Origin of the sequence: Pseudonocardia sp. (assembly GCF_025465255.1) — a bacterium.
GTDB lineage: Bacteria > Actinomycetota > Actinomycetes > Mycobacteriales > Pseudonocardiaceae > Pseudonocardia.
In genome coordinates this window covers 17,576-31,815 of record NZ_JAODNI010000182.1, presented here as the reverse complement: position 1 = coordinate 31,815, position 14,240 = coordinate 17,576, and the positions used below count along the sequence as shown (strand labels likewise).

Genomic DNA, 14,240 nt, shown 5'->3' with positions numbered 1-14,240 from the left:
CCCCGGGAGGCTCCATGACCACCACTTCCACCCGCACCCGGACCGCCCGGATCGGGCCCGTCGCCGCGCGGCCGTACGCGTGGCCGTTCGACGGGTCCGTGGAAGCCGCGAAGACCGCCCTGGTCTGCATCGACTGGCAGGTCGACTTCTGCGGGCCGGGCGGCTACGTGGACCGGATGGGCTACGACATCTCGCTCACCCGGGCGGGCCTGGAGCCCACGGCCCGGCTTCTCACGCACGCCCGCGAGGCCGGGATGCTCGTGATCCACACCCGGGAGGGGCACGCGCCGGACCTGTCCGACCTGCCCGCGAACAAGCGCTGGAGATCACGGGAGATCGGCGCGGAGATCGGCAGCGAGGGCCCGACCGGGAGGATCCTCGTCCGCGGCGAGCCCGGCTGGGAGATCGTCGGGGAGGTCGCGCCGATCCCGGGCGAGGTCCTGATCGACAAGCCGGGCAAGGGCGCCTTCTACGCGACCCGGCTCGACCTGGTGCTCCGCAGCAACGGGATCACCCACATCCTGCTGACGGGCATCACCACCGACGTCTGCGTGCACACGACCATGCGCGAGGCGAACGACCGCGGCTACGAGTGCCTGATCCTCGGCGACTGCACCGGCGCCACCGACCCGGCGAACCACGACGCCGCCCTGCACATGGTGACCATGCAGGGCGGGGTCTTCGGCGCCGTCGGCACCGCCGACGCCGTCGTCGAGGCGACCACCTGGAGCTCCGAATGACCCTCACGGTCGAGGCCGATCCCGGCCCGTTCACCTTCGACCCCGCGACCACCGCTCTGGTGATCATCGACATGCAGCGGGACTTCTGCGAGCCCGGCGGCTTCGGCGAGACGCTGGGCAACGACGTCTCGCTCCTGCGCAGCGTGATCCCGCCGCTGCAGGCGGTGCTCACCGCCTACCGGGAGGCCGGGCTCACGGTGATCCACACCCGCGAGGGCCACGTGCCGGACCTGAGCGACTGCCCGCCGGCCAAACTGAACCGCGGCGAGCCGTCGTTGCGGATCGGGGACCCCGGGCCGAAGGGCCGCATCCTGGTCCGCGGTGAGTACGGCCACGACATCATCGACGAGCTGGCCCCGCTGCCCGGCGAGCTGGTGATCGACAAGCCCGGCAAGGGCTCGTTCCACGGCACGACGTTCGGCGCCGAGCTCGAGGGGCGGGGTATCACGAGCCTCGTCGTTGCCGGCGTCACCACCGAGGTGTGCGTGCACACCACCGTCCGCGAGGCCAACGACCGCGGCTACGAGTGCCTCGTGCTCTCGGACTGCACCGGCTCGTACTTCCCCGAGTTCCAGGCCGCGGGCCTGGCCATGATCGCCGCCCAGGGCGGGATCTTCGGCTGGGTCGCGCCCTCGTCCGCCCTCCTGCCCGTCCTCACCCCCGCCGAGGTGGTCGCGTCATGAGCGAGACAGTCACGAAGCCCGAACCGATGAAGCTGTCCTGGTGGGTCTCCGGGGACACCAACGCGTTCTTCGGCCTGGGCTTCAACACCCTGGTCAACGTGCTGGTGCTCTCCGGGCTCTGCCTCGGGGTGGTGAAGATCCCCGGCGCCGAGGTCTTCGGCGTCATCCTCCCGGCCCTCGGCGTGCAGCTGCTGATCGGGAACGTCTACTACACCTACCTGGCCCGGCGGCTGGCCCGGAAGGACGGCCGCACCGACGTCTGCGCGATGCCCTACGGCCCGTCCGTACCGCACATGTTCATCGTCGTCTTCGTGATCATGTTGCCCATCTACCTGGCGACGAACGACCCGCTCGTCGCGTGGGCGGCCGGGCTCGCGTGGTCGTTCATCATCGGGCTGATCGTGCTGGTCGGGGCGTTCGTCGGCCCGTTCATCCGCAAGTACACGCCGCAGGCCGCGATGCTCGGCACGCTCGCCGGCATCTCCATCGCGTTCATCTCCATGCGCCCCGCGGCCCAGATGTTCGAGGCACTGTGGATCGCGCTGCCGGTCATGGTGATCATCCTGATCGGCTTCTTCACGGACCTGAAGCTGCCGGGCAACATCCCGGTCGGCCTCGCCGCGCTGCTGGTCGGCTCCGCGATCGGCTGGATCGGCGGGTACATGTCCGTGCCCGACGTCATGTCCGCGGCCCAGGACGTCGCGATCTCCCTGCCGACGGCGGACTTCGGCCGGCTCGGCCAGGGCCTCGCGAACGTCGCGCCGCTGCTCGCCACCGCCATCCCGCTCGGCATCTACAACTTCACCGAGGGCATGACGAACGTCGAGTCCGCCGCCGTCGCGGGCGACGAGTACAACCTGCGCGCGATCCTCGCCGCGGACGGGATCGGCGCCGTCGTCGGCTCCGTGCTCGGCTGCCCCTTCCCGCCCGCCGTCTACATCGGGCACCCGGGCTGGAAGGCCGCGGGCGGCCGGACGACGTACTCGCTCGCGTCCGGGATGGTCATCGCCCTGATGTGCTTCCTCGGGCTGTTCTCGCTGCTCGGGGCCCTGCTGCCGCTGCCGGCGATCGTGCCGATCCTGCTCTACATCGGGCTGCTGATCGGCGCGCAGGCGTTCCAGGAGACGCCCAAGCGGCACGCGATCGCCGTCGTCATCGCGATCATCCCCAACATCGCGGCCTGGGCGACGGGGTTGATGAACAACGCGTTGTCCGCGGCGGGGACGAGCGCCGCCCAGGTCGGCGAGGACGCGCTCGCCGGGGCGGGGCTGGTCTACCACGGCACGGCGTTGCTGGGCGGCGGCGCGATCCTCGCCGGACTGGTGCTCGGCTCGATCGTGGCGTTCATCGTGGACAAGAACTTCTTCGCCGCGGCCGCCTACAGCGCGATCGGCGGGGTGCTCGGGTTCATCGGGCTGATCCACGCCGAGTCCGTGGGCTGGAACGTGGGCGGGCAGATCGCGCTGGGCTACCTGTTCGCCGCGGTCGTCCTGGTGGTGTTCGGGCTCGTGACGCGGCGGCAGGGCACGACGGACCTGGAGCCGCGCACCGACCAGCCCGTGGCCGCGGACCTCGCCGCCGCCGAGCCGGGCTCGGGGGCGCCGCGGACCGACACCGCCCCCGCCGCCCCCGCGAAGGCCCCGCTGGTCGAGGGCCCCGGTACCCCGGCGACCGCGTGAGCAGCGCGGTCACCGGGCAGTCGGCTCCTGCGCCCCGGGCACAGGGCGCAGGAGTCGACGACCCGCATGTCGTCGCGCAGGTCCGGGCGGTGTTCGAGCGGTACGAGAGTGCCCTGCGCGAGGCCGACGTGGCGACGTTGACCGAGCTCTTCTGGGACGACCCGCGCTGCGTCCGCTACGGCGTGGCGGACCGCCAGTACGGGGCCGGGGAGATCGCCGCCTGGCGCCGGGCCAACCCGGGCGTCCCGGTGGGGCGCACGCTGCGGGAGACGGTGGTCGTCGCCGTCGACGACCGGACGGCCGTGGTCAGCACCCTGTTCGGCTATCCCCGAGGCCGCACCGAGGGCCGGCAGACGCAGACCTGGGTGCGGTTCGCCGAAGGCTGGCGGATTGTCGCCGCGCACGTGTCCGAGATCGTCACGTGAGGGACGTGCCGTTCGTGGTCGTGGCCGCGCACCGGCGGGGCCAGCCCCTGCACCACGAGCTTGTCGCGCTCGGTGCGCGGTTCGCGCAGACCTGCCCCACGGCCCCGCTCTACCGGCTGCTCGCCCTGCCCGGGAAGGGGCTGTCGCGGGGCGGGCTCGTCCGGGTCGCGCAGGACGGAGCGTCCGTCGAGGTGGAGGTGCACCGGCTGTCGACGGCCGGGATCAACCGGCTCCGCCTCGCCCTCCCCGAGCCGCTGGGCGTCGGCGAGGTGGAGCTCGCCGACGGGACGTCCGTGACCGGGATCGTCTGCGCGTCGTCGGTCCTCGGGATGCCGGGCACCCTCGACGTGACCGGGCACGGCAGCTGGCCGGCCTACCTCACCCGGGCCTGACCTCTACTCCGAGCCGAGGGTCCGGGTCGTCACCGCCTCGGACGGCAGCCGTGCGGGATCGCACGGCTCCGTTCGGGGCAGGGTCTCCGGTGCCCGCACCCAGAAGGTCAGGGCCAGGACGGACGTCGCTCCGGTGAGCAGGAACGCCCAGCCGAAGCCCGCGGCCTCGGCGACCGCGCCCGCCAGCAGCGGGCCGATGATCGCGCCGCAGTCCGCGGCCATCTGGAAGCCGGCGAGGACAGTGCCGCCCCGCGCCTTCGCCCCGACGACGTCCGCCACGGCCGCCGTCATCGCCGGGTTGACCAGCCCGCTGCCCACCCCCGCGACCAGTGACAACGCCAGGAACACGGGCAACGGGCTGTGCAGGCCGAGCAGGGAGGTCGCGACGGCCGAGACGACCAGGCCCGAGATCACCGGGAGCTTGCGGCCGCGGCGGTCCGCGAGCCGGCCGGCCAGCAGCAGCGTCGCCGCGTTGCCGGCGGCGAACACCGACAGCGCGTACCCGGCCCAGGACTCCTCCTGGCCCAGCACCGCGACGACGAACAGCGGCACCAGCGCGATCCGGACCCCGAACACCGTCCAGCCGTTGGCGAAGCTCGCCACCAGCGCGGCCCGGTAGGTGGGGTGCGCGAACGCGGTGCGGAACAGCGCGGGCGGGACGTTCTCGGTACCCGACGCGTAGCCCGTCCGGCCGCGGAGCATCAGCGCGGAGATGGCCAGCGCGAGCAGCAGCGCGACGGCGTAGCAGAGGAACGGCGCCCGCAGGCTGACGACGACGAGCAGGCCGCCCAGCAGCGGCCCGGCGATGTTGCCGAGCAGGAAGCCCGTCGCCCAGGCCCCGGACGCCCGGCCACGCGCCTCGGGCGGGGAGAGCCGGACGAGCAGCGAGATCGCCGAGACGGTGAACATCGTGGAACCGATGCCGCCGACCCCGCGGAAGATCAGCAGCTGCCAGTAGCTCGCCGCGAACGCCGTCGCCCCGACGGACGTCGCCGCGATCGCCAGCCCCAGGCAGTAGATCCGCAGCTCGCCGAAGCGGGTGACCAGCCGCCCGCCGATCGGCGCGAAGCCGAGCCGGAACGCGGCGAACAGGCTGACCACCACGGCCGCGGCGGTGACCCCGACGTCGAAGCTGCGGGCGAAGGCGGGCAGCGCGGGCGCCACGATGCCGAACCCGATGGCCACCACGAAGGCCGAGGCGACGAGCACCAGGACCTCGCGCGGGAGCCAAGTGCCGGATCCCCGAAGTCGCGTTCGTACCGCGCCGGCCACGCTGCCCCCTGACGTCGCAATTCGTTAGCGACGCTACGCGATGGGCGATTTCCGCACGAGGGTCCGGGCGGCCTCACCCCACGCTGATGACGCGGGCCGGACAGGCGTGCGCGGCGGAGCGGACGGCCTCGGCCTCCTCCGCCGGCGGCGGGTCCGCCAGCGGCACGACCGTGCCGTCCTCGTCCTGGTCGAAGACCGCCGGAGCGGCCAGGACGCACTGGCCGGCACCGATGCAGAGATCCTTCTGCAGGCTCACCCTCATACCGCGGTGTCCCAGCGGACGGGCAGCGTGTGCACGCCGTACACCACCATCTCGTCCCGGAACGGGATCTCGTCGACCGGCACGGCGGCGCGCAGGCCCGGGAACCGGCGGAGCAACGCCGGGTAGGCGATCTGCAGCTCGAGCCGGGCCAGCGGCTGGCCGAGGCACTGGTGGACACCGAACCCGAACGCGACGTGGTGGTTGCCCCGCCGGTGGATGTCCAGCTCGTCCGGGTTCGCGAACTGCTCCGGATCCCGGTTGGCGGACTCGCCGGCCGCGATCACGCCCTCGCCCGCCCGGATCAGCACCCCGCCGATCTCGACGTCCTCGGTCGCCGCGCGGCGCCGCCCGGTGTGCACCACCGTCAGCAGCCGCAGCAGCTCCTCGACGGCCGCGGCGACCGTCGCCGGGTCTCCCCCGCGGACCTCGGCGGCCTGGTCCGGATGCCGCAGCAGGGTGAGGGTGCCCAGTCCGATCATGTTCGCGGTGGTCTCGTGCCCGGCGACGAGCAGCAGGAACGCCATCCCGACGGCGTCGTCCGCGGTGAGCTCGCCGGTGTGGATCCGGCGCTCGACGAGCCGGCTCAGCAGGTCGTCGCCCGGCTCGCGTTCCTTGGCCGCGACGAGCTCGGCGAGGTAGCCGCGCAGTTCGTCGTTGGCGTGCTTCGCGGCGTCCGCACCGGCGGTGACGTCGAGCAGCGCCCTGCTGTGTTCCTGGAAGAACGCGTGGTCGGCGTACGGCACGCCGAGCATCCTGCAGATGACCATCGACGGCAGCGGCAGCGCGAAGGCCTCGACGAGATCGACCGGTTGCGGGAGCGTCTCCATCGCGTCGAGCAGCTCGGTGACCGTCTCCTCGACGAGCGGGCGCAGGGACTCGGTCCGGCGCACGGTGAACTCACCGATCAGCATCTTCCGGTGGCGGGCGTGGTCGGGGTCGTCCATCGCGATGAACGAGCGGGACGCCTTGCGCCGGGCCTTGACCCCGATCGACGTCGCCGGGTAGCCGGGCTTGTCGACGTCCGAGCTGAAGCGCTGGTCCGCGAGCACGGTGCGCACGTCGTCGTAGCGAGTGACCAGCCAGGGGCTGCTGCCGTCCCAGATCCGGACCCGGCTCACCGGGCTCTCCTCGCGCAGCGCTCGGACCTCGGCGGGCGGGTCGAAGGGACACTCGCGGGCCATCGGATAGGTGGGCGGGGTGGGGGTGGGCTGCGTCGTCGTCACTTGCGTCCTCCGCGTCGTCGTCCGGGACCCCACAGACGTTAGCTCTGCTTATCATTTCACGCTGCAACAGTCTGTGATTTCACGTGATCAGCGCAGAGGGGCTACGGAGCGTGCCCGGACACAACGAAGGGGCCACAGCCGTTCGGCTGTGGCCCCTTCGGGGTTTCGATCTGTGGAGGTGCCGGGAATCGAACCCGGGTCCTCCGTCACTTCACCAGGACTTCTCCGTGCGCAGTCCGCGTCGCCTCTACTCGGATCCACCGGTCATGCGAACGAGCCGATGTGACGATCCCAGTCACTGTTTGGTGTCCCGTACGCCCCCGTGACCGGGCCGTACGGTGAGTCCCCTAAATGATGCCGGGATCCGGAGCGGGAACGCCCCCGGTCCGACAGCCCTATGCGGTTAGGTCAGGCAGCGAGCGCGAGCTCGTTGCGAGACGCAACCTGGGCAGTGCGACTGGTGTCGGCACTTGTTGTTTTACGACGCATGGTTAACGAGATCATCGTCGTCTTCCTCGGCACGCTTCCCCTGGATCACTGGCCGGAGTCGAAACCGTTCACCCCCTCGGCGCCCGCAGTGGGCGTTACATGAAGTCTAACGCCTGCAGGGCCCCGGTTCATTCCGATTCCACGCACGCGTGTCGTCAGCGGCCGAAACCCGCTCCTGAACCCACCCCGAGCAGCCGGGCCGGTGCGTCGTACAGGACCGAGCGCAGGAAGTCCGCGCCCAGCCGGTCGTCCGCGGCCGCCCAGCCGGCGACGGCGGCGATCTGCTCGTGGTACGGGTACGGGATGTTCGGGAAGTCCGTGCCGAGCACCACCCGGTCAGCGACGTCGACGAGCCGTTCGGGCCAGTCCGGCGGCAGCGGCGCGATCTTCAGGCTGAAGTCCGTGCCGACCATGGTGGTGTCCAGGCGCACGTTCTCGAAACGCTGCACCAGGTCCAGGGCCTCGGCGAAGTCCGGCATCCCCGCGTGCGCCAGGACGATGGGCAGCTGCGGGTGCTCCTTCAGCACCTCGGCGATGATGTCCAGCCCGGTGTGCTTCCCCCGGATCGGCCCGTGCCCGCAGTGCACGACCGCCGGGACCCCCGCCTCGGCCAGCAGGCCCCACGCCGGGCGTAGCAGCTCGTCCCGCGGGTCGAACGACCCCACCTGCACGTGCACCTTCACCGCGCGTGCCCCCGCCTCGACGGCGGCGCCCAGGTAGTCCGCGACGTCCGGCTCCGGGAACAGGGTCGCGGTGCGCACGGCGGCGGGCGTCGCCTCCGCGAACTGCCCCACCCACTCCGTCAGCCAGCGCGCCATCCCCGGCTTGTGCGGGTAGACCAGCGGGGCGTAGTGCAGGACACCGAGCTCCTCGAGCGTGGCGACCCGCTCCGGCTCGGGTGTCCGGTACTGGATCGGCCAGGGCCTGCCGTAGTGGGTCTCCGCCTGGTCGAAGTACGCCCAGACCTTCCGCAGCATCCGCTCGGGCAGGAAGTGCACGTGCACGTCGACGAGCCCGGGAAGGCCGAGCTCGGCGGTGAACCGTGGTACGTCCGCATCGCTGCGGGGTGGCTCCGGGATCACCGGCGTTCCCTGTCCCGTCCCTTGATCGCGCGGCCCATGGCCCGCTGCATGTCCCGGTTCGCGTCCCGCGTGGCCAGGTCCTGCCGCTTGTCGAAGGTCTTCTTGCCCTTGGCCAGGGCGAGCTCGAGCTTGACCTTGCCGTCGCTGAAGTAGAGCGACAGCGGGACGAGCGTGAGGCCGCCCTCCCGGATCTTGCCGATCAGCCGCTCGATCTCGCCGCGGTGCAGCAGCAGCTTGCGCGTGCGCCGCGGCTCGTGGTTCGTCCAGCTCCCCTGGGTGTACTCGGGGATGTGCAGGCCGCGGAGCCAGACCTCGCCGTCGTCGACCGTCGCGAACGCGTCCGCCAGGGACGCCCGGCCCAGCCGCAGGCTCTTCACCTCGGTGCCCATCAGCGCCACACCGGCCTCGTACGTGTCCAGCACGGCGTAGTCGTGACGCGCGCGCCGGTTCTGCGCGATCACCTTGCGGCCTTTCTCCTTCACCCCTCCAGCCTACGCGGGAGTGGTGCCGGCGATCACCTGTGTTGCGGGCGCGTGCGTCAGACCTTCACGTACAGGCGCAGGGTGATGTAGCCCGTGATCCCCGCGATGGCCGCGCCGATCGGGACCAGCCAGACCGACGTCATCACCACGTCCACCAGCGTGATCGGCGGGATGACGCCGTTCTGCGCGATCCCGGCGAGCAGCGAGTCGATGAACGCGATCTTCCCGACGACGAGCCCGACGCCCGCGAGCACCGCGCCGACCACGCCCGTCACCACGGCCTCGATGAGGAAGGGCAGCTGGGTGTACCAGCGCGTCGCGCCGACCAGCCGCATCACGCCGACCTCGGTGCGCCGCGTGTAGGCGGAGACCTGCACGGTGTTGGAGATCAGCAGCAGCGCCGCGACGGCCTGGACGAGCGCCAGCGCGAACGTCACGTTCAGCACGCCGCTGAGGATGTCGAACAGCTTCGCGACGACGTCCCGCTGGTCGATCACGGTGCGCACGCCGACCTGGTTCTGCATCGCCTGCCGCACGGCCGCGGCACCCGCGTCCGCCTGGGCGCCGTCGGTGTCCGCGAGCTTCACCCGAAGCTGCGCGGGGAGCGACTGCGGGCGGGCGACCTCGGCGATCGACTGGCCGGCGAAGAGCTGCTGGAACCGCTCGTAGGCGGCCTGCTGGCTCTCGTAGCGGACCGAGGCGATCAACGGCGAGTTCTCCAGCGTGGACCGCAGCCCCGAGCAGATCGGCTGGCTGCAGTCCGGGTCCGACGCCGAGACGTCCTGGGTGAGCGAGACCTGCACCTCGAGCCGGTCACTGTAGAGCGACTCGGTGCTGTCGATCGTGCGGACGGCGAGCAGGCCGGTGCCGACGAGGAGCAGCGAGATCGCGGTGGTCAGCACCATCGCCACGGTCATCGTGACGTTGCGGCGCAGCCCCGTGCCGACCTCGCGGAAGACGAAGTCCGTGCGCACTACCGGCCCACCCCGTACACCGCGTGGGCCTCGTCCCGGACGACCCGGCCCATGTCCAGCTCGACGACACGGCGGCGCATCGAGTCGACGATCGAGTGGTCGTGCGTCGCCATGACGACGGTCGTCCCTGTGCGGTTGATCCGCTCCAGCAGCAGCATGATGTCCTGGCTGGTGTCCGGGTCCAGGTTGCCCGTGGGCTCGTCCGCGAGCAGCACCAGCGGCCGGTTCACGAACGCCCGGGCGATCGCCACGCGCTGCTGCTCCCCGCCGGAGAGCTCGTGCGGCATGCGCTCCGCCTTGCCCTCCAGCCCGACGAGCTCGAGCACCTCGGGAACGACCTTCCTGATCGTCGACGGGGGCTTGCCGATCACCTCGAGCGCGAAGGCGACGTTCCCGCCGACGGTCTTGTTCGGCAGCAGCCGGAAGTCCTGGAAGACGCAGCCGATCCGCTGGCGCAGGCGGGGGACCTTCCGCCGCGGCAGCTTCGCGACGTTCAGGTCCGTGACGAAGATGTTCCCTCGGGTGGGGACGTCCTCCCGCAGCAGCAGCCGCAGGAACGTCGACTTCCCGGAGCCCGACGGCCCGATGAGGAAGACGAACTCCCCCTTGTCGACCTCGACCGAGACACGGTCGAGCGCGGGGCGGGTGGACGTCTTGTACATCTTCGTGACGCGTTCGAGGCGGATCACGCGCCGAACCTACCGGCGCGACGTCACAGGGCCGCGCCCCGACCCGCCCCCTCGGCGCAGCGGCACGACCGCTCGTCCGATCAGCGGCGGATCATGGCCCGATCAGGCCGACGGACTCAGTTCCCGTCGCCCATCTGCTGGCTCTTGCGCCAGCGGATGCCCGCCTCGACGAAGCCGTCGATGTCCCCGTCCAGCACGGCGCCCGGGTTGCCGACCTCGTAGTCCGTCCGCAGGTCCTTGACCATCTGGTACGGGTGCAGCACGTAGTTGCGCATCTGGTTGCCCCAGGACGAGCCGGTGTCCTTCAGCGCGTCCATCCGCGCCTGCTCCTCCTGGCGCTGCCGGGCGAGCAGCTTGGCCTGCAGGACGACCATGGCGGTGGCCTTGTTCTGGATCTGCGAGCGCTCGTTCTGGCAGGACACCACGATCCCGGTCGGGATGTGCGTGAGCCGGACGGCGGAGTCGGTCGTGTTGACGCCCTGGCCACCCGGGCCCGACGAGCGGTAGACGTCGACCCGGAGTTCCTTCTCGTCGATCTCGACGTGGTCCGTGGACTCGACGACGGGCGCCACCTCGACGCCGGCGAACGAGGTCTGGCGACGGCCCTGGTTGTCGAACGGGGAGATCCGGACGAGGCGGTGCGTGCCCTGCTCGACCGACAGCGTCCCGTAGGCGTACGGCGCGTGGACCTGGAAGGTCGCGGACTTGATGCCCGCCTCCTCGGCGTAGGACGTGTCGTAGACGTCCGTGGGGTAGCCGTGGCGCTCCGCCCAGCGCATGTACATCCGCATGAGCATCTCGGCGAAGTCCGCGGCGTCGACGCCACCGGCCTCCGAGCGGATGGTGACCAGCGCCTCGCGCTCGTCGTACTCGCCGGAGAGCAGGGTGCGGACCTCGAGCGAGGAGATGTCCTCGCGCAGCTTGGCGCGCTCGGCATCCGCGTCCGCGATGGCGCCCTCGTCGCCCTCGTCCTCCGCGAGCTCGTAGAGCACCGGGAGGTCGTCGACGCGGCGCCGGAGTTCCTCGAGCCGCCGCAGGTCACCCTGGGCGTGGGCGAGCCGGCTGGTGACCTTCTGTGCGGCCTCGGGGTCGTTCCAGAGATCGGGCTGGCCCGCCTGGTCCGAGAGGTCCGCGATCTCCGAGCGCAGCGCGGGCAGGTCGGTGACCTTCTCGATGCTCTCCAGGGTGGCGGAGAGTTCCTTCAGGTCGGCTGCGGCGTCGGCATTCACAGCACCCAAGGGTACGTGTACCCGCTAGTCGACAGGGATCGCGTCCAGCAGCTTCACCATCGCCCGCGTGTGCGCGACGGCGAAGTCCGCGACCGCCTTCCGATACGGGTCCGGTTCACCCCGGGCCGCGACGCGCGCCTCCTCCAGCCGGGAGGTGTACGCCTCCCGCGCGTCGCTCACCAGCTCCACGCGCTGCTTCACCGTCAGCGACCCCGCATGCAGGAGCCGGAGCACCAGCGGGCTGCGCAGCGCGTCGGACCCGCTGCCACCGGTCAGCCACGCCTTGAAGGCCCGCTTCCCCGCCGCGGTGATCACGTACTGCTGCGACGCGCGGGGGCCCTGTTTGCCGAGCCGGAGCAGCCCGGCCTCGGCCAGGACGGGCAGCTCGCGGTAGACCTGGCTGCGGGTCACGGTGAAGAACGAGCCGAAGCGCTCACCCGCGGCCGCGACCAACTGCCCGCCCGTCATCGGTCCGCCGTGGAGCAGTCCGAGGAGCGCGGCGGCGGTCGAGTTCACTGCGGGAGGGGCCGGCATCGGTCAACGGTCGCACGCCCGACCGGTTCCCGCATTCCACGAATTCCACTGTGCACCCATTGCCGGGACGGCCTCTCCCCCGTTCAGCGCAGGCTGGAGTCCGGAAGGACCGATGTGGCCGGACGACCGACCACACAGCGCCGCCCCGGGCCGGCGACGACGGCCCCTCCCCCCGCGGCCACCGCGGCCGGAAGCGAGTAGGGCTCCGCGGCGTCGAGGTCCACGACATAGCCCAGATCCCCGAGGCTTGCGACGGTGAGCCGGCTCAACGGGTTGCCCGCGGCGGCGATGAAACCGCTCATCAACTCGTCGCCGAAGCGGCTCTCCCGCCAGTGCCCCTCCCGGGTGCCCGCGCCGCCGGTGTTCTCGACCGGGACGCCGGTCTCCGCCGCGCCGGTCAGGGTCGCGTACTCGGCGACGGCGCCCGCGCCGGTGAACGTCGGGTCGTCCGTCCCGGAGCCGGCGAGGAGGCCCTTGCGGCTCCACAGCGTCCCGATGCCCAGGACGTGGCCCATCTCGTGGGTGATGACGTCGTCGAGGGTCCCGTCGGCCTCCATCTGCGCGAGGTCGGCGCTGTCGAACTGCATCCGCCCGGCGGCCGGCAGCAGCGCGGCGGCCCCGGCCGAGGCCGGGCGGAGCTGGGTCGGCCCGGCCTGCCCGAGGACCTGCCCCGGGCCGTCGAGGTAGCTGCCCGAGGCGAGGATGAGCACGTCGTCGACCGTCTCGCCGTCCACCAGCACGGACGGGAGGTCGCCGACGATCACCGACGCCCACCGGTCCGCGGCCCGGCTGAACGCCTTCTGCTGGCGCGCTGTGAGCCCGCCGGTGAAGCGGACGTCGATCGCGAACGGCGAGTCGGTGGCGGCGAGGACCGCCGCCCGGCGGGTGCTCGCGACGGCCCGGTAGTGATCGCTCATGAGGCCGGATCCTCGCACCTGCGCGCCGCCCCCGCCCAGGCCCCGGACGACGGGGCGGCGAGGGCCTGGGCGGGGGCCGGTGCAGGTCGGGCGGGGTCGTGCGCGTGGAACCTCGCTAGGACGAGGTTCCACGCGCACAGGTCAGATCGTCAGCGTGGCGATCTTCTCGCGCTGGGCGTCCCCGTCCCCGTACTGGCCGGCGAGGCGCTTGGCGCGCTTGTAGAAGAAGTGCGCCTCGTGCTCCCAGGTGAAGCCGATGCCGCCGTGGTACTGGATCATCGCGGCCGTCGCCTGCAGGGCCACGTCGCTCGCCTTGGCCTTGGCGACCGCGACGGCCAGCGCCGCGTCGTCCTGCTTCTCGTCGACGGCGTGCGCGGCGTACAGCGACGCGTGCTCGGCCATCGTGATCCCGACGTGCAGGTCCGCCAGCGCGTGCTTGATCGCCTGGAACGAGCCGACCGGCACGCCGAACTGCTCCCGCTCGCGGTCGTAGGCGACGGTGCGGGACAGGGCCTCGCGGGCGACGCCCGTCAGGTCCGCGGCCACGAGCACGGTGGCCCGGGCCTCCAGCTCGGCGGCGACCTCGGCGGTCGCGCCCGGCAGGGCCTCGCCCGCGCCCTCGACCTCCACCGACGCGACCCGCGCGGTGCCGTCGTAGGAGCGCAGCGGGGTCGCGGTGAACGCGCCCTTCTCGACGAGCGCGAGCCCGTCCCCGGAACGCGCGACGATCACGTCCGCGACCGCGCCGTACTCGACGTTGGGCAGGGTGCCGGGTGTCGCTCCCCGCAGGGTGAACGCCCCGACGGCGTCCCCCGCCGCCAGCCGCGGCAGCCAGGCCGCCTTCTGCTCGTCGGAGCCGGCGAGCCGGATCGCCTCGGCCGCGAGGACGGTCCCGCGCCACGGCCCGGGAGCGACGCCGGCGCCGAGCGCCCGCGCGATGACCTGGGCCTCGATCAGGCCGAGCCCCAGGCCGTCGTTCTCCTCGGGCACGGTGACGGCGAGCCAGCCCTGCTCGGCGGCCGCCTTCCACAGCGAGGCGGGGTGGCCGTCCCCGTCCTGGTCGTCGACGACGGCCCGGACGGCGTCGGTGTCGAACCGGTCCGCCAGGTACCCGCGGACGGCGGCGCCGAACTCCTGCTGGTCTGAAGTGAGTGCGAAGAACATCCCG

The 14,240-nt window shown here is 72.0% G+C and carries 16 protein-coding genes and 1 other RNA gene; 5 read left to right on the top strand and 12 right to left on the bottom strand.

Going from position 1 to position 14,240, the window contains the following annotated elements:
- The first annotated feature begins 14 nt into the window (after positions 1-14).
- From JWP64_RS22040 to JWP64_RS22020, 5 genes are read left to right on the top strand one after another with little or no spacing between them, the layout of a single operon-like run.
- Positions 15-740 carry an isochorismatase family cysteine hydrolase gene (locus tag JWP64_RS22040; RefSeq protein ID WP_297500230.1) on the top strand — a complete coding sequence of 242 codons (726 nt, stop codon included), beginning with the start codon at positions 15-17 and terminating at the stop codon, positions 738-740.
- Complete coding sequence (locus JWP64_RS22035; protein ID WP_297500227.1) at positions 737-1,423, top strand: isochorismatase family cysteine hydrolase; 687 nt, start codon at positions 737-739, stop codon at positions 1,421-1,423. The genes JWP64_RS22040 and JWP64_RS22035 overlap by 4 nt, the downstream gene beginning before the upstream one ends.
- Positions 1,420-3,102: a regulator gene (locus JWP64_RS22030; protein WP_297500224.1), complete on the top strand. Its 1,683-nt coding sequence runs from the start codon at positions 1,420-1,422 to the stop codon at positions 3,100-3,102. Before JWP64_RS22035 ends, JWP64_RS22030 begins: the two co-directional genes overlap by 4 nt.
- Positions 3,099-3,527 (top strand): oxalurate catabolism protein HpxZ, encoded by a 429-nt coding sequence (hpxZ, locus tag JWP64_RS22025; protein ID WP_297500222.1) that lies wholly within the window; start codon positions 3,099-3,101, stop codon positions 3,525-3,527. The genes JWP64_RS22030 and hpxZ overlap by 4 nt, the downstream gene beginning before the upstream one ends.
- Entirely contained in the window at positions 3,524-3,919 is a 396-nt protein-coding gene (locus tag JWP64_RS22020; protein WP_297500219.1) for a hypothetical protein, read from the top strand. Before hpxZ ends, JWP64_RS22020 begins: the two co-directional genes overlap by 4 nt.
- Before the next feature lie 3 nt (positions 3,920-3,922).
- On the opposite strand, the gene JWP64_RS22015 is transcribed toward JWP64_RS22020, so the two are convergent.
- From JWP64_RS22015 to JWP64_RS21960, 12 genes are all read right to left on the bottom strand, one after another.
- A complete protein-coding gene (locus JWP64_RS22015) occupies positions 3,923-5,128 on the bottom strand; it encodes an MFS transporter (protein ID WP_297500216.1) in 1,206 nt (401 codons plus the stop codon).
- Between the two features lie 136 nt (positions 5,129-5,264).
- Positions 5,265-5,453: a ferredoxin gene (locus tag JWP64_RS22010; RefSeq protein ID WP_297500213.1), complete on the bottom strand. Its 189-nt coding sequence runs from the start codon at positions 5,451-5,453 to the stop codon at positions 5,265-5,267.
- Positions 5,450-6,634 (bottom strand): cytochrome P450, encoded by a 1,185-nt coding sequence (locus tag JWP64_RS22005; protein ID WP_297500279.1) that lies wholly within the window; start codon positions 6,632-6,634, stop codon positions 5,450-5,452. Before JWP64_RS22005 ends, JWP64_RS22010 begins: the two co-directional genes overlap by 4 nt.
- A 212-nt stretch (positions 6,635-6,846) precedes the next feature.
- Positions 6,847-7,241: a transfer-messenger RNA gene (ssrA, locus tag JWP64_RS22000) on the bottom strand.
- 79 nt (positions 7,242-7,320) lie between these two features.
- Positions 7,321-8,244 (bottom strand): amidohydrolase family protein, encoded by a 924-nt coding sequence (locus tag JWP64_RS21995; RefSeq protein WP_297500276.1) that lies wholly within the window; start codon positions 8,242-8,244, stop codon positions 7,321-7,323.
- A complete protein-coding gene (smpB, locus tag JWP64_RS21990; protein ID WP_297500211.1) occupies positions 8,244-8,729 on the bottom strand; it encodes an SsrA-binding protein SmpB in 486 nt (161 codons plus the stop codon). The genes JWP64_RS21995 and smpB overlap by 1 nt, the downstream gene beginning before the upstream one ends.
- A 56-nt stretch (positions 8,730-8,785) precedes the next feature.
- On the bottom strand, positions 8,786-9,703 hold the full coding sequence (gene ftsX / locus JWP64_RS21985; RefSeq protein ID WP_297500208.1) for a permease-like cell division protein FtsX: 918 nt from the start codon (positions 9,701-9,703) through the stop codon (positions 8,786-8,788).
- Positions 9,703-10,392 (bottom strand): cell division ATP-binding protein FtsE, encoded by a 690-nt coding sequence (ftsE, locus tag JWP64_RS21980; protein ID WP_297500204.1) that lies wholly within the window; start codon positions 10,390-10,392, stop codon positions 9,703-9,705. Before ftsE ends, ftsX begins: the two co-directional genes overlap by 1 nt.
- Before the next feature lie 116 nt (positions 10,393-10,508).
- Entirely contained in the window at positions 10,509-11,621 is a 1,113-nt protein-coding gene (gene prfB, locus JWP64_RS21975) for a peptide chain release factor 2 (protein WP_297500201.1), read from the bottom strand.
- Positions 11,622-11,645: 24 nt separating this feature from the next.
- Positions 11,646-12,155, bottom strand: a complete 510-nt coding sequence (locus JWP64_RS21970; protein ID WP_297500198.1) for a PadR family transcriptional regulator — start codon at positions 12,153-12,155, stop codon at positions 11,646-11,648.
- Positions 12,156-12,238: 83 nt separating this feature from the next.
- Positions 12,239-13,072 carry a leishmanolysin-related zinc metalloendopeptidase gene (locus JWP64_RS21965; protein WP_297500195.1) on the bottom strand — a complete coding sequence of 278 codons (834 nt, stop codon included), beginning with the start codon at positions 13,070-13,072 and terminating at the stop codon, positions 12,239-12,241.
- Positions 13,073-13,213: 141 nt separating this feature from the next.
- Positions 13,214-14,236: an acyl-CoA dehydrogenase family protein gene (locus JWP64_RS21960; RefSeq protein ID WP_297500191.1), complete on the bottom strand. Its 1,023-nt coding sequence runs from the start codon at positions 14,234-14,236 to the stop codon at positions 13,214-13,216.
- Between the last annotated feature and the right edge of the window lie 4 nt (positions 14,237-14,240).